Origin of the sequence: Comamonas aquatica, from assembly GCF_018064205.1 — a bacterium.
GTDB lineage: Bacteria > Pseudomonadota > Gammaproteobacteria > Burkholderiales > Burkholderiaceae_C > Comamonas > Comamonas aquatica.
Window position 1 is genome coordinate 1,501,863 of sequence record NZ_CP072916.1, and the last position, 18,519, is coordinate 1,520,381.

General features: G+C 61.9%; 17 protein-coding genes and 1 pseudogene. 17 read left to right on the forward strand and 1 reads right to left on the reverse strand.

What is annotated here, in order from left to right:
- Window positions 1-94: 94 nt before the first annotated feature.
- From KAQ61_RS07045 to KAQ61_RS07120, 16 genes are all read left to right on the forward strand, one after another.
- Window positions 95-1,402 carry an NAD(P)/FAD-dependent oxidoreductase gene (locus tag KAQ61_RS07045; protein ID WP_210931002.1) on the forward strand — a complete coding sequence of 436 codons (1,308 nt, stop codon included), beginning with the start codon at window positions 95-97 and terminating at the stop codon, window positions 1,400-1,402.
- Window positions 1,399-2,214 carry a DUF1365 domain-containing protein gene (locus tag KAQ61_RS07050; RefSeq protein ID WP_210931004.1) on the forward strand — a complete coding sequence of 272 codons (816 nt, stop codon included), beginning with the start codon at window positions 1,399-1,401 and terminating at the stop codon, window positions 2,212-2,214. Before KAQ61_RS07045 ends, KAQ61_RS07050 begins: the two co-directional genes overlap by 4 nt.
- Before the next feature lie 5 nt (window positions 2,215-2,219).
- Window positions 2,220-3,443, forward strand: coding sequence for an SAM-dependent methyltransferase (locus KAQ61_RS07055; protein WP_210931006.1), 1,224 nt, complete (start codon window positions 2,220-2,222; stop codon window positions 3,441-3,443).
- A 57-nt stretch (window positions 3,444-3,500) separates the two neighbouring features.
- Entirely contained in the window at window positions 3,501-4,067 is a 567-nt protein-coding gene (locus KAQ61_RS07060; protein WP_210931008.1) for a chalcone isomerase family protein, read from the forward strand.
- Window positions 4,064-5,356 carry an MFS transporter gene (locus KAQ61_RS07065; RefSeq protein ID WP_210931010.1) on the forward strand — a complete coding sequence of 431 codons (1,293 nt, stop codon included), beginning with the start codon at window positions 4,064-4,066 and terminating at the stop codon, window positions 5,354-5,356. The genes KAQ61_RS07060 and KAQ61_RS07065 overlap by 4 nt, the downstream gene beginning before the upstream one ends.
- Window positions 5,353-5,889 carry a DUF3833 domain-containing protein gene (locus KAQ61_RS07070; protein WP_043378106.1) on the forward strand — a complete coding sequence of 179 codons (537 nt, stop codon included), beginning with the start codon at window positions 5,353-5,355 and terminating at the stop codon, window positions 5,887-5,889. The genes KAQ61_RS07065 and KAQ61_RS07070 overlap by 4 nt, the downstream gene beginning before the upstream one ends.
- Window positions 5,890-5,900: 11 nt before the next feature.
- Window positions 5,901-6,683 carry an SDR family NAD(P)-dependent oxidoreductase gene (locus tag KAQ61_RS07075; RefSeq protein ID WP_210931012.1) on the forward strand — a complete coding sequence of 261 codons (783 nt, stop codon included), beginning with the start codon at window positions 5,901-5,903 and terminating at the stop codon, window positions 6,681-6,683.
- Window positions 6,684-6,687: 4 nt separating this feature from the next.
- A complete protein-coding gene (locus KAQ61_RS07080; protein ID WP_210931014.1) occupies window positions 6,688-7,197 on the forward strand; it encodes a nuclear transport factor 2 family protein in 510 nt (169 codons plus the stop codon).
- A gap of 17 nt (window positions 7,198-7,214) precedes the next feature.
- Window positions 7,215-7,907: a glutathione S-transferase gene (locus KAQ61_RS07085; RefSeq protein ID WP_210931016.1), complete on the forward strand. Its 693-nt coding sequence runs from the start codon at window positions 7,215-7,217 to the stop codon at window positions 7,905-7,907.
- A gap of 176 nt (window positions 7,908-8,083) precedes the next feature.
- Window positions 8,084-9,247 (forward strand): GGDEF domain-containing protein, encoded by a 1,164-nt coding sequence (locus KAQ61_RS07090; RefSeq protein ID WP_210931018.1) that lies wholly within the window; start codon window positions 8,084-8,086, stop codon window positions 9,245-9,247.
- A 494-nt stretch (window positions 9,248-9,741) separates the two neighbouring features.
- Window positions 9,742-11,448, forward strand: coding sequence for a methyl-accepting chemotaxis protein (locus tag KAQ61_RS07095; protein ID WP_210931020.1), 1,707 nt, complete (start codon window positions 9,742-9,744; stop codon window positions 11,446-11,448).
- 94 nt (window positions 11,449-11,542) lie between these two features.
- Window positions 11,543-14,158 (forward strand): sensor domain-containing protein, encoded by a 2,616-nt coding sequence (locus tag KAQ61_RS07100; RefSeq protein WP_210931022.1) that lies wholly within the window; start codon window positions 11,543-11,545, stop codon window positions 14,156-14,158.
- A 285-nt stretch (window positions 14,159-14,443) separates the two neighbouring features.
- Complete coding sequence (locus tag KAQ61_RS07105; protein ID WP_210931024.1) at window positions 14,444-14,647, forward strand: hypothetical protein; 204 nt, start codon at window positions 14,444-14,446, stop codon at window positions 14,645-14,647.
- 3 nt (window positions 14,648-14,650) lie between these two features.
- Complete coding sequence (locus KAQ61_RS07110) at window positions 14,651-14,842, forward strand: hypothetical protein (RefSeq protein ID WP_210931026.1); 192 nt, start codon at window positions 14,651-14,653, stop codon at window positions 14,840-14,842.
- 3 nt (window positions 14,843-14,845) lie between these two features.
- Complete coding sequence (locus KAQ61_RS07115) at window positions 14,846-15,103, forward strand: hypothetical protein (RefSeq protein ID WP_156147739.1); 258 nt, start codon at window positions 14,846-14,848, stop codon at window positions 15,101-15,103.
- Window positions 15,104-15,387: 284 nt separating this feature from the next.
- Window positions 15,388-16,254 (forward strand): zonular occludens toxin domain-containing protein, encoded by an 867-nt coding sequence (locus KAQ61_RS07120; RefSeq protein WP_210931028.1) that lies wholly within the window; start codon window positions 15,388-15,390, stop codon window positions 16,252-16,254.
- Window position 16,255: 1 nt separating this feature from the next.
- On the opposite strand, the gene KAQ61_RS07125 is transcribed toward KAQ61_RS07120, so the two are convergent.
- Window positions 16,256-16,582, reverse strand: a complete 327-nt coding sequence (locus KAQ61_RS07125; RefSeq protein WP_210931030.1) for a hypothetical protein — start codon at window positions 16,580-16,582, stop codon at window positions 16,256-16,258.
- An 845-nt stretch (window positions 16,583-17,427) separates the two neighbouring features.
- Between KAQ61_RS07125 and KAQ61_RS07130 the strand changes: the two are divergent.
- A pseudogene (locus tag KAQ61_RS07130) lies at window positions 17,428-18,387 on the forward strand (IS481 family transposase); the annotation flags it as partial.
- Window positions 18,388-18,519 lie beyond the last annotated feature (132 nt).

The window sequence follows — 18,519 nt, forward strand, 5'->3', positions numbered from 1 at the left end:
ATTCCCGGATGTGCGGTCTTCCTTTCCACCGCATCCGGCCTCCGTCACCCCACCGCACAAACGTCCCCCGAGGGCTGTGCCCGGAGCTTTTGCCATGAAGGTTGCAGTCATCGGTTCAGGAATTTCAGGCTTGGCCGCGGCACACCGCCTGCGTGCACAGGCCCAGGTGACCTTGTACGAGGCCGGCCCGTATTTTGGCGGGCATTCGAACACGCTGGATGTTGAATTGCCAAATGCACAGGGGCAGCTGGTCAGGCACGGGGTCGACACCGGTTTTCTGGTCTTCAACGAGCGGACCTACCCTGGTCTGATTGCCTTGCTGCACGAGTTGGGGGTGCCTGCTGCACGCTCGGACATGTCGTTTTCCGTGCAGGTGCCTGGGGCTGGCTTGGGCGGGCAGGGGCTGGAGTGGAATGGCGCCAACCTGGCGACCGTGTTTGTCCAACGCAGCAACCTGCTGCGCCCAAAATTCTGGCGCATGCTGCGCGAGGTGCTGCGTTTCAACCGTTTGTGCACGGCGATTGCGCAGGCGAACGAGGAGGGCGCGCTGGCCCAGCCGTTGTCCGACTTCCTGCAGCAGCACGGCTTTGATGCGAGCTTTCGCGACTGGTACTTCCTGCCCATGCTGGGCTGTATCTGGAGCTGCCCCACCGACCAGATGCTGCGTTTCCCGGTGGCCACCATGATCCGTTTTTGCCACAACCACGGCCTGATCCAGGTGAACGACCGCCCGCAGTGGTGGACTGTGGCGGGTGGCTCGCGCGAGTATGTGCAGCGCATCGTGCAGCAATTGCCGGACGCCCGTTTGCAGACGCCGGTGCAGCGCATCGAGCGTGATGCGGCCGGGGTGCGCGTGTACACGCACGGGCAGGTGCAGCGTTTCGATGCCGTGGTGCTGGCTGTGCACAGCGACCAGGCCCTGCGCCTGCTGGCCCAGCCTTCGGCGCAGGAGCAGGCCGTGCTGGGGGCGATTGGCTACCAGTCGAACCGGGCCGTGCTGCACACCGATGTGTCGATGATGCCCCAGCGCCGCGCGGCCTGGGCGGCCTGGAACTATGAACGCGCGCCCTCGGCCACGCAGGAATCGGCCCGGGTGTGTTTGCACTACTGGCTCAACCGGCTGCAGCCGCTGCCTTTTGCACAGCCCGTGCTGGTGTCGCTGAACCCGGTGCGCAGCATTGCCCCCGACCAGGTGCTGGCAGAGATCGACTATGCCCACCCGGTGTTCGATCTGGCCGCCCTCCGTGCCCAGGCGCAGGTGCCAGCGCTGCAAGGGCAGCAGCTCACCTGGTTTTGCGGCGCCTGGACGGGCTATGGCTTCCACGAGGATGGCCTGCGGTCCGGCTACGCGGCCGCTGCCGGCGTGCTGGCCAGCCTGCGCCAACCTGCGGAGGCCGCATGAGCCCCGCCCCAGCGCCTGCCACGGGGGCGGTGCCCCTGATCGGCTTTGGCCATGTGCGGCATACCCGGCTGCGGCCGCGCCGCCACCGTTTTGTCTACCCCACCTTCTTCCTGATGCTACCCATACGCACGCTGCAGCGCCAGCCCGATGCCGCCGGCGTGCTGGCCTGGAACCGGCCAGGTCTGCTGGGCTTCAGGGACAGTGACCATGGCGATGGGCGCAGTCCCGCGCAGGGCGGTGCGCTGGCGTGGCTGGAGACGGTGCTGCAGGCCGAGGGGGTGGGCGATGCCGATGGCGAGATCTGGCTGCAGTGCTATCCGCGTGTGCTGGGCTACAGCTTCAAGCCCGTGAGCTTCTGGTATTGCCACCGCTGTGATGGCAGCCTGCGCGCCATCGTGGCCGAGGTCAACAACACCTTTGGAGAGCGCCACGCCTATGTGCTGGACCACCCCGCCTATGGCTGCGAGCTGCAGGCCAGCAAGGTGTTCCACGTCTCGCCCTTCTGTCCGGTGGAGGGCGGCTACCGCTTCGAATTCCAGCGCCGCGGGGTCGAGGGCCTGGACGCGGTGTCCGTGCGTGTGGACTACGACGATGCCCAGGGCCCCCTGGTGCTGACCGGCGTGGGCGGGCGCCTGCAGCCGCTGACCGCCGCCGCCCGCCGCCACGCCCTGTGGCGCTATCCCTGCATGACGCTGGCCGTCACGGCCCGCATCCATTGGCACGCGCTGCGCCTGTGGCTCAAGCGCGTGCCGTTCTACCGCAAGCCGCCGCCTCCGTTGCAGCCGGTCACCCGTTCCACCTTGCACCGTTAAACACCATGCATCCCACTGCCCCCACTTCCACCGCCGTGTCCCTGCCCACCGACATGCCCGCCGTGGCACGCACCGGCTTGCATCTGCTGCAACGCATGCGCCATGGCAGCCTGTTGCTGGAGTTGCCCGATGGCCGCCAACTGCACTGTGGCCCTGGCGGCCTGCCCGCGGCCAGCATCCGGCTGCGCAACTGGAACGTGTTTGCCGCCGTGCTGCGCTCCGGCGACATCGGCCTGGCGGAAAGCTACATCGCCGAAGACTGGAGCACGCCGCACCTGGCCGACCTGTTCCGGCTGCTGCTGGCCAACCGCGAAGCGCTGGCCTCGCTGGTCTACGGCTCTTGGTGGGGGCGCCTGGCCTACCGGCTGCGCCACCTGCTGCGCCGCAACACCAAGGCCAACAGCCGCAAGAACATCCATGCCCACTACGACCTGGGCAACAGCTTCTACCAGTTGTGGCTGGACCCCAGCATGAATTACTCCTCGGCCTGGTTCCAGGGGGACCGACAGGGCGACCTGACCCAGGCGCAGCACGCCAAGGTCCGCCGGGCGCTGGACAGCGCCGGGGTACAGCCTGGCCAGCGCGTGCTGGAGATCGGTTGTGGCTGGGGCGCGCTGGCCGAAATGGCCGCGGTCGACCATGGCGCCCAGGTGGTAGGCGTCACCCTGTCGACCGAGCAACTGGCCTATGGCCAACAGCGCATGGCGACCGCCGGGGTGGCGGGGCAGGTGGACCTGCGCCTGCAGGACTACCGCGACATCCAGGACGGCCCTTACGACGCCATTTGCTCCATCGAAATGCTGGAAGCCGTGGGGCGCGAATACTGGCCGACCTACTTTGCGCATGTGCAGCGCCTGCTCAAGCCGGGTGGCAAGGCCTGTATCCAGGCCATCGTCATTGATGACGCCCTGTTTGACCGTTATGTCCAGGGCACGGATTTCATCCAGCAGTACATCTTTCCCGGGGGCTGCCTGCCCAGCACCGAGCGCGTGCGCGCCGAAGCCCAGCGCGCCGGGCTGCGTGTGGAGCAGGAATTCGCGTTCGGCCAGGACTACGCCGAGACCCTGCGCCGCTGGCACCACCAGTTTGTGCAGCAGCGTGGCCAGGTGCTGATGCAGGGCTTTGACACGCGCTTCCTGCACACCTGGGAGTTCTACCTGGCCTATTGCGAGGCGGCCTTCAGCGTGCGCAACATCGATGTGGTGCAGTTCACCCTGGTCAAGGATTGAAAAATTCATAGCTGACAGCGCAGGTGCCATATGCTTCAACGTCACTTTTTATTCAAAATGACCAACCTGAAGATCCTGCGTCACCTCGTGGCCTGCGCGGGGTTGCTGGGCGCACTGGGCGGGGCGCCGGCCCATGCCGAGCTGCCCGATCCCGTGGCCCAGGCCGTGGGCCAGCCCCGGCTTGCAGGCCAGGGGCAGATGCGCTTTCTGGGCCTGCGCATCTATGGCGCGCGGCTGTGGGTGGGCCCGGGCTTTGACGCCCAGACCTTTGGGGCTTTCCCGTTGGCGCTGGAACTCACCTACCACCGGGCGTTCAGCGCCCAGGCGATTGCCGAGCGCTCGGTCCAGGAAATAGGGCGCCAGCGCACATTGGACACACAACAGGCGGCGCGCTGGACGGCTGCACTGGCGCAATGGCTGCCCGATGTGCAGCCGGGTGACCGCCTGACGGGGCTGTACCTGCCGGGCCAGGGCATGCGCTTGTGGCGGGGCGGGCAGCTGTTGGGCCAGCTCAGCGATGCCGATTTGGCGCAGCATTTCTTTGGCATCTGGCTGTCGCCACAGACGTCGGAGCCCCGGCTGCGCAGCGCCTTGCTGGCTGCAGTGGCAGAAAGCGCCCCATGACCAGCTTGCCCACCGTCCACGCGCTGCCCTGGCGGGCCGGGCTCTCCTATGGCCTGTTGGGGTTGCCGCTGGCCTTTGCGGCACTGCCGCTGTATGTGGTGCTGCCCCACCATTACGCGCGCAGCTTTGGCTTGCCGCTAGCCACGGTGGGTGTCTTGCTGATGGCGGTGCGTCTGGTGGACGCGGTGGTTGAGCCCTGGCTGGGCCGCGCAAGCGATGCCTTGTTCGCTCGCAGCGCCCGCGCCGTCTTGCTGGCGGGGGCGGTGGCGGCCACGGTGCAATGGCTGGGCATGGCAGGACTGTTTTTCCCTGCCGTCGACGGACAGGGGGCCCTGGGGGCCTGGCTGGTGGGTGGTTTGCTGGTCACCTGCATGGCCCACAGCCTGCTGGTGATTGCGCACCAGGCCTGGGGAGTGCGCCTGGGGGGGGATGACTTGCTGCGCGGGCGCATCGTCGCCTGGCGCGAAGGCCTGGGGCTGGCCGGGGTGATTGCGGCCTCGGCCTTGTCGGTGGTATGGGGGCCGACCGCCATGCTGGCGGTGCTGGGCGGGGCCTTGTTGCTAGGCTGGCTGACCTGGTGGCGCGCGCCCCGGCCGGTGCACCAGCCACCGACGGCCGCTCTGCCTTTGTGGGAGCCGCTGGCCCAGCCCGCATTCCGGCGGCTGCTGGCGGTGTTCATGTGCAACGGCATTGCCAGCGCCATTCCGGCCGCGCTGATGCTGTTCTTTGCCCAGGACCGGTTGCAGGCCAGCGAAACCGCCACGGCCGCGTTCCTGGTGCTGTATTTCATCTGCGGGGCAGCTTCCATGCCACTGTGGCTGCGTGCCGTGCAGCGCTGGGGGTTGGCCCGGAGCTGGTGGCTGGGCATGCTGCTGGCCGTGGTCTGTTTTGCCTGGACCGCCGGCCTGGGCAGTGGCCAGGTCCAGGCCTTTGCCGTCATCTGCGCGCTGACGGGGGTGGCCTTGGGGGCCGACCTGGCACTGCCCGGGGCCTTGCTGGCGCGCCTGATTGCCGGCCTGGGCGCCCAGGGACAGCGTGACGGCGCCTATCTGGGCTGGTGGAACCTGGCCACGAAACTGAACCTGGCGCTGGCGGCAGGCGCCGCGCTGCCGCTGTTGCAATGGCTGGGTTACGCCCCCGGCAGCCAGGACGCCCAGGCCTTGCAGCATCTGGCGTGGGCCTATGCCCTGGTGCCGTGTGCCCTCAAGCTGCTGGCCGCACTGCTGCTGTATGTGCTGCTGATTCGCCGGGACCCCCATCCGGCATGGACCCCAAGGAGTTTGTCATGAACCGACGTCGCACCATGTTGCTGGCGGCACTGGGTGGTGCCGCCTGGCTGGCCGGCTGTGCCGGCCCCCAGCCCCAGGACTATGCCCGGGAACAACCGGTGCTGGAGCTGGACCGCTATTTCAACGGCCGGGTATTGGCACATGGCATCTTCCAGAAGCGCGATGGGCAGGTCGCCCGGCGCTTTACGGTGGTCATGGATTGCCACTGGGAGGGCAATCAGGGGGTGCTTGACGAGCATTTCACCTACTCGGACGGCAGCACCCAGCGGCGTGTCTGGCGCCTGGTCAAGCACGCCGATGGGCGCTACACCGGCCGCGCCGACGACGTGGTGGGCGAAGCCACGGGGCAGACCGCGGGCAACGCTTTCCGCTGGAACTATACCCTGCGCCTGCCCGTGGATGGCAGCGTGTACGAGGTGCAGTTCGACGACTGGATGTTTCTGATGGACGACCGCGTCATGCTCAATCGCGCCACCATGAGCAAGTTCGGCGTCCGCCTGGGCGAAGTGCTGCTGTCCTTCAGCAAACCCTGAGGAGCGGGGCCATGCCACTCAATCTGCCCATCACCGACTGGCAAGGCCGGCGGGTCTGGATCATCGGCGCCTCATCCGGCATTGGCCGCGCAGTGGCCGAGGCCTTGCATGCGCGTGGTGCTCGCGTGATCGTCTCCGCCCGCCAGCAGGCGGCTTTGCAGGCGTTTGCGCAGCAGCACCCGGGCAGTCAAGCCCTGGCACTGGATGTGACCGAACGCCAGGCAGTGGCTGCTGCGGCCCGTGAGGTGCTGGCCGCCGGGCCGCTGGACTTTGTGTGCTACTGCGCCGGACACTACCAGCCGATGCGTGCCGACGCGCTGGACCTGGACGAGCTGCTGCGCCACCAGCAGGTCAATCTGACCGGTGCCCTGCACGTGCTGGCGGCCGTGGTGCCGGCCTTGCTGCGCGCGGCCCATGAGGGCCGCTCCCCCCATCTGAGCCTGGTGGCCAGTGTGGCGGGCCTGCGCGGACTACCACAGAGCCTGGCCTATGGCCCGACCAAGGCGGCCTTGATCAATCTGGCGGAGACGCTGTTTTTGGATCTGCGCCCCCAGGGCGTGGGCGTCAGTGTGATCAACCCGGGCTTTGTGGACACCCCGTTGACCGCACAAAATGAATTCCGAATGCCGGCCCTGTTGACCCCGCAGCAGGCGGCCGATGCCATGCTGCGCGGTTGGGCGCGCGGCGCGTTCGCCACCCATTTCCCGCGGCGTTTCACGGTCTGGCTGCAGCTGCTGCGGCTGCTGCCGTATCGCTGGTACTTTGCCCTGGTGCACCGCCTGACAGGACTGTGAACGGATGACATCTGATATTTCCCCCCCGTTGTCTTCGCCTTCCGTTGGCGCGGCTGGTGCTTCAGCAGAAACGCTGGCTGCCGTGGCGCGCTTGGTGCAGCTGTACGAACAACTGACGCCGCAGCACCTGGACAGCCTGCACCTGTGCTACGCCGCCCAGGCGCATTTCAAAGACCCGTTCAACGATGTGCATGGGATCGACAGCATTCGCCAGGTGTTTGCCCACATGTTCGCCACGCTGGAGGCGCCACGCTTTGCCGTGACCGAGCAACTGGTGCAGGGCCGGCAGGCCTTTCTGGCGTGGGAGTTCCACTTTCGCCTGCGCCGCTGGCGCGCAGGCCAACCGCAGTGCATCCGTGGCGGCAGCTTGCTGCGCTTCGACGCGCAGGGGCTGGTGCAGGAGCACCGCGATTACTGGGATACTGCCGAGGAACTGTACGAAAAACTGCCTGTGCTGGGCGTGCTGATGCGGGGCCTGCGCCGCGCGGGTGCGGCCCCGCAGGCACAAGCCTAAGCCTGAGGGAGACATACATGGGATTGACGTTGCACCACCTGGAGACTTCGCGTTCGCAGCGCATTTTGTGGTTGCTGGAAGAGCTTGAGCTGCCTTATGACCTGCGTTTGTACCAGCGCGACTCCGTAACGCGCCTGGCGCCGGCCGAGCTCAAGCAGGTACACCCCCTGGGCAAATCGCCGGTGATCACCGACGGGGACACCGTGGTCGCGGAATCCGGCGCGATCATCGAATACCTGGTCGAAACCTATGGCGCGCAGGCCCATGGTGATCTGCAGCATTTGGAGCCAGCGCGTGGCACTCCAGAACACCGGCAGTGCCGCTTCTGGATGCACTACGCCGAGGGCTCTCTGATGAACTGGTTGGTGATGAAGCTGGTCTTCGACACCATTCCACGCCAGCCCATGCCCTTTTTTGTGCGATCGATTGCACGGGCCCTGTGTGGCAAGGTGCAGCACAAGCTGGTCATGCCGAATGTGCAGACCGCGTTGGCTTTCATGGACAGTCACTTGGCCCAGCACCACTGGTTTGCTGGCGAGCACATGACAATGGCGGATTTCCAGATGAGCTTTGCGGTCGAGGCCGCGCTGGCACGGGGAGGGGATGCGCAAGCCTGGCCGCATCTGCTGGCCTACCGCCAGCGCATGCAGGCACGACCTGCCTACCAGCGGGCCTTGCACAAAGGTGGGCCCGTGGTGATGTCCGCCTGAAGGGTGGAAATCCGCTAACCACGACGATTGGTGGCGCGCAAGAGATAACCAGGCAACGGGGGTCACTCTCAGCCTCAAGCAGGATTGCATCGACCTGCACATTGCGGTGCGTGTTGAACAGACTGCCGTCTATACAATCCGCAATTCCGCTGCCGTAGCCGCGTTTCCAGTCCGCGATGCCCATTTACAATCCCAAGACTTTCCTGTTGATCGCCAGTTTATTGACGGGCTTGATGGGCTGTGTGCTTTTGTTGATGCCCGCGACGAGCCGGCGCATCCCGGGTATCCAGTATTGGGCAGCAGGCTCGCTGATGGCCGCGATGGCCGGGGTGCTGATTCTCCTGCGGGATATTGCGCCCGTTTGGCTCACATTCACGGTCGAAAATACCGCGGTGATGCTGGCGTTCAGCTTTTTCATGCTGGGCAGTGCCAAGCACTGGGGGCAAACCTGCCATCTCAAACCGTGGCTGGCTTTATTTGTTGTGGCCTGGTGTGTGCAGCTGTACTACACCTACGGGCTCGATAGCTTGCGCGGCCGCTACATCAGCGTGGCCGGATTTGTGTTTGCCACCGGGCTGATGCACACGCAGGTGTTTGTGCGTGAAATCCGCCGCCGGCATGTCCAGCGTGAATCGCGCGCGCTCGGCATTTACTTCACCGGTTTTTGGGTGGCTTTCTCGACGCTGATCTTTGGCGTCCGTTGGCTGCATGCGGTTGCGTTGCCGCAAACCGGGCAGGGCATGCTGGATACCACCTTGCTGCAAATGCTGTACATCAGCAGCTATGTGTTTGGCATCGTGATGATGAACATCGGCTTCCAGTTGTTGGCTGCGGAAAGCATTCGCGGTGAATTCGAAAAGCTGGCGATGACGGATGCCCTGACAGGCGTTCACAGCCGACGGGCCGTTGTCAGCGCGGCCCATGCCTGCTTTCAGCGCAGCCAGCGGCATGCACGCTCGTTTGCCTTGATGATGCTCGATTTGGATCATTTCAAATCGCTCAATGACCAATTTGGTCATCAGATCGGGGATCAGGTACTGCAGGCTTTCTGTCGCCGTATCGAAACCAGCCTGCGCCGAGAAGACGTTCTGGGACGCCTCGGAGGGGAAGAGTTCGTGGTGCTGATGCCTGATAAAAACGCCGAACAAGCCACCCAGATTGCGAACAGCCTCGTGAATATCCAGGCTGCAGCCGACGCCCAGTTGCCGAGCACGACGGTGAGCATTGGTGTCTCGGAGTGGCGGCCTGGGGACGCCTCCCTGGAGGATTTACTGGCCCGCGCGGATCGGGCCTTGTATGCGGCGAAGGCCTCCGGGCGCAATCGCGCCATGATGGCGTGATACGGGATGTGCGGTCCTTGGGTATTCCAGAAGCTGCCGGCAAATGCGCGATGCCCGGCTGGGCAGCTGATCTGATTTGCGGAGCAACAAGCGGACCCCTTCCTGATGGGGGCCACGCGCAGTCATCATGCAATTCGGCATTCAAACCGGGCAGTAGTGCCCTACAAACTGCTTAGTTCTGCAATCACCCACAATGCCGACGAACTGCCAGACCGTCTCATGACCGTATCTGGGCGAATCATGGTCAACCCCGGCCATGCTGCACGGTTTTTCTATGCGAAATCCTGTACAGGGCGCTGCGTTGTGAAAAAACGCCACCGCACTTCACTGCACCAAGATACAAACTGCCGCCCCATACACTGCCTTGACAGATATTGCCGCAGTGGCCTCAGGTATCTACGGATATAAAAAACGGTCATTTGTTACTAAAAGTTGATACTCCAAAGGTCATTTGAGCCAGCCCATTCAATGACACGTCGTAAAGGGATGAAGCAATGAATCACTTCAAGATTTCCACTCGGCTTGCTGTTTCATTTGCCTTGCTGGTTTTGCTGATGGCTGTACTGGGTGGGGTGGCTCTGCTGGGGTCTTCGACACAAAGCGAGGCCCTCAATCAGGTGACGCAAAGGCAGATGCCCATCAATCAGGCCTTGGGTATCGTTCTGGATGGCACCAACGAACAGGCGATTCAGTTTCGCAACATCGGGCTCTTCAATTCGGAAACCATTCAAGCATCCGCGCGCGAAAGAATTAAGACAGCCCGTGCCGACATAGCCACAGCCCTGGACCGTTTGCCAGGACTGATTCAAACCGAGCAGGCCAAGACCATGCTGGCCCAAGTAATGCAACAACGTTCCAAATACTTGGCGCTGGGCGACCAGTACTTGGGCCTGATGAATGACAACCGGCGTGATGAAGCCATGGCCGCACTGGAAAATCAGCTGCGTCCTGCGCAGCGCGAATACCAAGCATCGGTGCGTGAATTGCTGGCCTACCAAAACCAACGCGTTGCTACGGCCAGCGAGCAAGCAGAAACGGCAGCCCGGGATTTGATACGCAATGTCTCCGTTTCTGTGGCCGTGGCGGTAGTGCTGGCCATCTTCTTGGCGGTTGGCAGCATCCGTTCCATCACACGACCCATTGCACAGGCGGTCACGGTGGCAGAACGCGTGGCTGGCGGCGACCTGAGCGCGAAGATTCTGGTGCAATCTCACGACGAGATGGGGCAGCTGTTGCGCGCGTTAGAGCGCATGCAGCACAGCTTGGTCAGCACCGTTTCGGCAGTCAGGTCCAATGCCCATGGCGTAGCTGCGGCCAGTGCGCAAATTGCCATGGGCAACGGTGATCTGTCCGGACGCACCGAAGAGCAGGCCAGTGCGTTGGAGGAAACCGCCGCATCCATGGAACAACTGGCAGCGACCGTAAAACAGAACGCCGACAACGCGCGCCAGGCCAACCAAATGGCGATCAATGCGTCGACCGTTGCGGTTCAAGGAGGCAGCGTTGTCTCCGAAGTGGTCCAAACCATGAAGAGCATCGATGAAAGCAGCCACCGGATTTCCGACATCATCAGTGTGATCGATGGCATCGCATTTCAAACCAACATCCTCGCTCTGAATGCCGCCGTTGAAGCTGCGCGGGCAGGGGAGCAGGGACGCGGCTTTGCCGTGGTAGCGGCTGAAGTCCGGGCACTGGCACAGCGCAGCGCCGAGGCGGCCAAGGAAATCAAACAGCTGATCACCACCAGTGTGGCACGGGTGGAACAGGGCTCGGTACTGGCTGACCGTGCGGGGCAGACCATGTCCGAGGTGGTCGCTGCGATTGGCCGGGTCACAGACATCGTGGGCGAAATCAGTGCCGCCAACCAGGAGCAAAGCACAGGGATGGCACAAATTGGGGAGGCCGTGACGCAGATGGACCAGACAACGCAGCAAAATGCCGCACTGGTCGAAGAAATGTCCGCCGCGGCAAGCAGCTTGCGCAACCAGGCCCAGTCGTTGGTGGCTGCCGTGGCGGTCTTCAAGATTGCAGACCACGAAAAGCCCACACCAGAGCCTGATAACGCGCCATTGGTTGCGCCCCAACGTACCGCCGCCTTGACAGCCAAAAAACCTGCAGACCAGAAGTCGCCCGGTGCCAGTCCGTCACAAAGCCTCGCTGCTTCCAGCGATGACGCCCAAAAAGATTGGGTGTCTTTCTAAGTCAGCAGCTGCGATACGGCTGTCGATCACATGGAAGCGTGGGGCCGGCACACATACCAGGGATGTCCACCATGGCAGTCCCAAAGGAAACAGCATGAATGAGGGAAGTCGCCATAACCAGCCACCAAGGACGGAGCGATTGTCCTACTTTGATGCGCTGGACCGGGTCATGGCGATTGCGTCATTCCGAGTGGATGGAGCCTTGTGCCACGCGAATGCCAATTACCTGCGCATGATGGGCATGACATATGAAGAGGCCCAAGGACGTTTGCACAGCAGTCTCTGCACACCGGCGCTGCTGGCGACGAGCAGATACCATGACATTTGGGCGCAACTCTGTGCAGGCACCGCATATTCGGGTGTGGTGGAACGTGTGCGCAGTGACGGCCGCAGTTGCTGGATGGAGGCCACCTATTCCCCCGTGTTGGATGCGCAAGGCCAGGTGGTGGAAATCCTCAAGATTGCCACCGACATCACCGCACGACGCACGCAAGAGCAGGCACAGAAGGCGCATCTGCAGCGCCTTTCCTTGATTGCCGATGCGACCGACACGGCCGTCATCATGAGTGATGCCAGCTCGCGGATCGTTCATGTGAATGGCGGATTCAGCCGCTTGTTTGGCTGGCATGCGGAAGAGATCCTGGGACAGGACCCCATCGCGCTGCTGTCGCCCAAGCTGCACGATGGTTTTGTGCAAACTTACCGCTCTCAACTGCGCGGGGGCCTTCCCGTCGAGCGCGAGGAAATTGTGGTGACCAAGACCGGGCGCCGTTACTGGGTCAAAGTTGTCAGCAACCCCATCCTGGATGATGCTGGACAGCTGCTGTTCACGGTTTCCATGCTCACCGACATCACCCGCGCGAAAATGCATGAGGCATTGCAATACCGAGGGCTGGAGGCCATGGCGCGTGAACGCCCTCTGAGCGATGTGCTGGAGACCATTTGCAAAGAGGTGGAGCGGATTGCCCCTGAAATCACGGCCTCTATCCTGGAAGTCGATGCGTTCGGGATGCTGCATCCGCTGGCAGGTGCGTCTCTGCCGGCGTCTTATTCGCAATTGCTGGATGGCTTGTCCATCGGCCCCCAGGCGGGTTCCTGCGGCACCGCAGCCTGGCGCAACCAAGCTGTCTTCGTAGAGGATATTGCGAATGACCCCCTGTGGACCGATTACAAGCACCTGGCGCTGCCCTTGGGCTTTCGTGCCTGCTGGTCAACCCCCATTCAAAGCAGTGAGGGCCGCGCGATAGGCACGGTGGCCTTTTATTACCGCCAAACCTGCTCGAAAGCCTGGACCGAGTTTCACCAGCAACTGGCCGATGTGTGCGTACATTTGTGCGCACTGGCGCTGGAGCGCGAACATGCGCGCAGCCGCATTCGACAACTGGCTTTTTATGATGGACTGACCGGCCTGCCCAACCGCAGCCTGTTGCAAGCCCAGGCAAACCAGGCCATCACCCTTGCTGTACGTGACAAGCAACCTTTGGCGGTTTTGTTCATTGATCTGGATCGGTTCAAACCGGTGAACGACTCAATGGGTCACCCCGCAGGGGACGAATTGCTGTGCAATGTTGCTGCGTGCTTGCTGCAGGCGCTGGGACCCAGCGACATGGCAGGGCGCTTGTCGGGTGACGAGTTCGTTATGGTGCTGTCGCAGACCGATGTGGAACAAGCGACCAGCACCATAGAGCGGCTGCAGGAACAGTTCGCGAACTCGCTGGTGGTCGCCGGCAAACCCCTGGCAGTGTCTGCAAGCATCGGGATTGCCATGTTTCCCGAAGATGGACGGGACATGGACACCCTCTTGCAGCGTGCTGACATGGCGATGTACCAGGCCAAGAACGCTGGGCGAGGGCTGTTTAGCTTCTTCAGTGATGAAATGAACCGGTTAGCGCAAGAGCGACGGACCCTGGAGACGGCGCTGCGCGATGCACTGAAGAGCCAGGAGCTGCACCTTCACTACCAGCCCCAGATTGAACTGGCCAGTGGCCAACTGTATGGTGTAGAGGCCTTGGCGCGGTGGACACATCCCGCGCTGGGTTTCATCTCGCCCGCGCGCTTCATCCCCTTGGCCGAGGAGTGCGGATTGATTGCCGACATCGGGCGCTGGGCACTCGGCGAAGCTTGCCGCCAACTGGCGCAGTGGCGCGCCCAAGGTTTGCGGGTGCCGTCGGTGTCGGTCAATCTTTCCCCGTCGAGCTTCCATGACCTGGACTTGCCGGACATGGTGGCGCAAACGTTGCAACGCAATGCGCTGCTGCCCCAAGATCTGACCCTGGAGTTGACCGAGAGCATTTTGCTGGACACCAACCCCAGCACGATGAAGACCATTGAAGCGGTGCATGCCCATGGCGTGCGCCTGTCCATGGATGATTTTGGGACAGGCTACTCGAGCCTCAGCTACCTTCGCCGCCTGCCCGTCAGCGAACTCAAGCTGGATCGCAGTTTCGTGGCCGATCTGGAACACAACGAATCCGCACGTGCGCTCAGCAACGCCATCCTGGGGATTGGCCAAAGTCTGCACCTGACCGTGGTTGCCGAAGGGGTGGAAACGCTGGCCCAGCGTTCGATGCTAAGCATGCAGGGCTATCCAGTCGCCCAGGGGTTTCTTTTCGCTCACCCTCTAGCGCCTTCAGAATTGACGGAGTGGTTGTTGCAGCAGGGCCAAACGACCACCGAAGTCGAGAAAGTGGGCCGCAGTTCCAAGCTTTGACGTCTGCGCCTAGTGGACGGTTTGGCTGCAGTACGTCCTGCCTTGGAGGACTTCGATCGCTATGGCTGTCCTGCGCGATACTTCTGTACGCAGGTTTGCGATTGCCCCGACGGGGAAGGAATCCGCGATTGAGGCACCAGCCGCCAGCACCTGCCTAAGAGAGCGGCGGGTGGCGATCACGATGGGTTTGCACGCGCGGTGGATGGCTGCGCGTGCGCAGGCTACGGACCCTTTTGATGCTGCTGCTGCTGAAGTCACCACTAAGGTGCCCGCCTGAGCATGTGCATGGACGATGGCAAGCCTGAGCGCCGTCACGAAGTCCGGCTGGCAAATGCCCTGCGCGAAATGTCCGATTCCGACCAGATGGCAGGAGCCCAGGCGTTCGAGATGGCCAAGGATGTGGCAAGCATCCTCGGTGCCGATTTCACGGTTGCTGACAACAGTTCCAAGCTGACCTTGGTCGATATCCGTCCCAAAGCGGCGGCCTAAGCCATGGCCTACGTGATCCAGTCGGCTTACACCGGGGCTTTCCTGGCTCCTGACCCTGAAGACGGTCAGCCGCGCTGGGTCATGTTGCTGCGAGAGGCGCATGCAGTCCCTGATTACGAAACCGCAGTGGAAATGATCCAAGACCACATCGATCCCTTCCACAAGGCGCAAATCGTTGACCTGTCGGAGCTTTGACAAATGCCTGACCTGCTCTTGACCCTTTCCTTCGCCTTGTTCGTGTGCAGCTTGATTTGGTTCATCTCAAGCGCCGTCAGCTTTTGGCGATTCGTGCGCGGCACTCCTGGCCGTGAAGCTGCCGCCGTTGACCTCGCATCGGCTGAGCTGAACGTCCTCGGTTTTTTGCCGGCCTCAAGCCACCAGCCACGCAATGCGCAGAACGCCGCGTCACGCGGTGAGCGGGGCGCGGCGGGCGAAGCGTTGCGGGGCAGGTCGTGAAGGCTCTGGCTTTCTCCTTTGCAGTCCTCGCACTGCTCGCAGCGTGTTCATACGCTGTCGAGCGCCGCGAAGCAGGGCGGGCTGCGCATGAATTCCAAAAGGCGTGGGTACATGGACTGGTCTAACACCAACCACATCTTGCAAGTACTGATGGTCATCGGTTTGATGCTCATCTTTTTGCATGGCTTTAACTCGGGGAACAAGCTGTGATTGCAACGATTGATGCTCCAACCATCGCCAAAGTCATCGGCTCATGCATGACTGTGTGGGTCCTTGGATAAGTAATGGCGGTTTACGGCGTTGTCGGCAAGCTTGGCACTGGCAAGACAAAGTTTGCGGTCTATCAGGCACGCAACGCGCTGCTAGAGGGCCGTCGCGTGGCCTCCAATGTCGATCTCAAGCCCTGGTTGATGAACAAGTATCGGCGCAGGCATTACGTGCGCCTGCCGGACAAGCCCACCGCCTTCGATCTGGATGCGATTGGCCACGGTAACCCTGACAGCTACGACGAAGACAAAAACGGCATCCTGATTCTTGATGAGCTGGGCACCTGGCTGAACACGCGCAGTTTTCAAGACAAGGGCAGGGCGGCTGTGATCGACTGGATGATTCACGCCCGCAAGCTCGGCTGGGATGTGTACCTCATCGTGCAGGATGAGGGCATGATCGACAAGCAAGTGCGCGAAGCCCTGATCGAATACCAGTGCCGCTGCATGAATTTGTCAAAGGTGAAGCTGCCATTCGTGGGCAACATCCTGGGCCTCATCAAAAAATCATGGGGCTACCTGCCGAAGATGCACACCGTCACGGCGCGCACCGGCTACGGTCAAAACGCCATCATTGCGGAAAAGTGGCTGTATCGCGGCACTGAGCTGCACGATTTCTACGACACGCGCCAGATCTTCAAGTCCGACTATCCGCATGGCGCGCACAGCGTTCTGCCGCCCTGGGATTGGGAGCCTGAAAAGCTCCCGGGTGATGTGTTTCGTGAGCGCATTCAGGCCATCAGGTCGCGATTGCTACCTGGTGCACCAGCCAGGCCGGCGCCGAAGCCGCGCAGTAGGGCCCTTGAGCTGATTGCCTCTCTCAAGGTCACGCCAGACGAAAAGCTCCGACTGGCGCGCAGATACCTTCAAATGCAAGTTCGTTAGATCAAGCCCAGGCCGCTTCGCCTCGGTTAACGCGGTTTTGCCAGACCATGCGGCGATATGCGTTCATGCCTTCTTTCTTTTCAGTTGGCAGTTGCTTTGCAAAGTCCAGTTCGATCAGATCGGCGCGCACGGCTTGGCGAAAGGCGCGTGCCCGGCTTTGGGCGTCTTTCCACCACTGGGGAATCGACTTGGCTACCGGTTCGACGCGCAGGCCCACGGCCTTCACCACGGCTGCGATGTGGGCGCGAAACGCACGGCCTCGGCGCGTAGTGGGGCGCTTGGTGTTCCATACAGGCTTGCCCAGGCGCAGGGGCAGCTGCAATGCCATTGCCTGGGGGAACTTGAGGAAGTTTGCTGCTATCGCCATGTCACACCGCCTTTCTGAAATGCACCGGGGCCGTAGATTCTTAGCCGGTTCAATTTGGATCTGTACGCCTTGAACCTGTCCTTACCTTGCACCGTCCGCCGTGAGTTCCTGAGCCGTGAGGATTAGCGGTATCAGGGTTCAAACACGGAACCCGGAAGCTTTGTAAAGCGCAGCTTTATGAATACCGGGTGCAGTGTTTGAAAGCGCGTAGCGCGTCCCTGATTTAGCGTTCCGGTAGGTGAAGGAAATCACGGCAGGTGCTAGGGCGAGAGGGTCGAAGGCGGACGGATGCCGCGCGGCGAGCGCCCCCAGCTGCGCAGCAGCTCAAGTTGGTTGACTTCCGGTTTTGGTGTTTGTGCACCCTTTCCCTATGATCACGGCGTATAGGAGGGCGACTATGGGTATTCAGGACCGTGACTATTGGCAAGACTGGAAGCGTAGAAGAGAGGGTGAAGGGGGGTATATCAAGCCCTTCCCTGGCCGTGGTTCGGTGCCGCCAACCAGGCCGAAATCTGCTGCTGATATGTCCGATGAAGCTTTGCAAAGGGCCGTGAGCCAAAAGTATCAGCAATCGCCTGATCGGCCTCCAGATGGCTACTTGATAGCATTTGTCCTGCTTACTTGTCGGGTCCCGGACGATTGGCTGCTTAAAAACAAGCGTCCGTTGCTGCATGGCCGAGAGGTACTGCAAGCAGTTCTGGCAACATGGCAATCCCGTGCCAAGGAGTTGCCATGCTGATGCTGCATGGCCGAGAGGTACTGCAAGCAGTTCTGGCAACATGGCAATCCCGTGCCAAGGAGTTGCCATGCTGATCAGCCTTCATAAGAACGCTACGACCACACCTGCCACCCGTTTGGCATTGCAGCAAGCCAGTGGTACTGATCGAGAGTTGGCGCAGCAATACGGCATTGGCATAGGGACCGTGCGTAAGTGGCGGGGCAGAACCACGGTGCATGACGCCAGCCACACGGCCCACCGCCTGCAAACGACTCTCAATGCAGGGCAGGAAGAGCTGGTTATTTATCTGCGCAGCCAGCTGCGGCTACCTCTGGATGACTTATTGGCGGTGGTGCGAGAGTTCATTGAGCCTGCCATGAGCCGCTCGGCGCTGGATCGCTTGCTGCGCAGACGAGGCCACTCCAGATTGCCCGTACAGCCCAAGCCTGAGGGCGAGCACAAACCCTTCAAGGCGTATGAGCCTGGCTATGTACATGTAGATGTGAAGTACCTGCCCCAGATGCACGATGAGGACAAGCGCCGCTATGTTTTTGTTGCCATCGATCGAGCTACACGCTGGGTGTTCATTGATATCAAGCAGCACAAGACGGCAGCATCCGCCAAAGCCTTCTTGGCTGCCGTACGCAAAGCTGCAGCGTTCAAGATCCACACCATCCTCACCGACAACGGCAAAGAGTTCACAGACCGATTGTTTGGAAGCCGCACACGTCAGCCCTCAGGCGAGCACGAATTCGACCAGTTATGCCAAGCATTGGGGATAGAGCATCGGCTGACCAAGCCAAAGACGCCACAAACCAACGGCATGGTTGAGCGCTTCAATGGCCGCCTGAGCCAGGTGCTGCGCTCGCATCACTTCAACAGCGCAGAGGATTTGGAGAAGACACTGCACAGGTTTGTCTGGCTGTACAACCACCACTTGCCACAAAAGGCACTGGGGCATGAAGCCCCAGTCCAAGCACTCAAAAAATGGAAGATGAAAGCACCTGATTTATTCGTCAAGAACGTGCGTAATCATCCGGGACCTGACAGGTTTCTTTGTCTACAAAGTTGCGAGCACCTTGTTTTAGCGGATTTCAAAGATAGGGCTGTTGGCTGCCTTGTCCACCTCTGCCAGTGCCTTTTCGAGCTCAAGAATCTGGCGCTGCAGCTTGGCAATCTG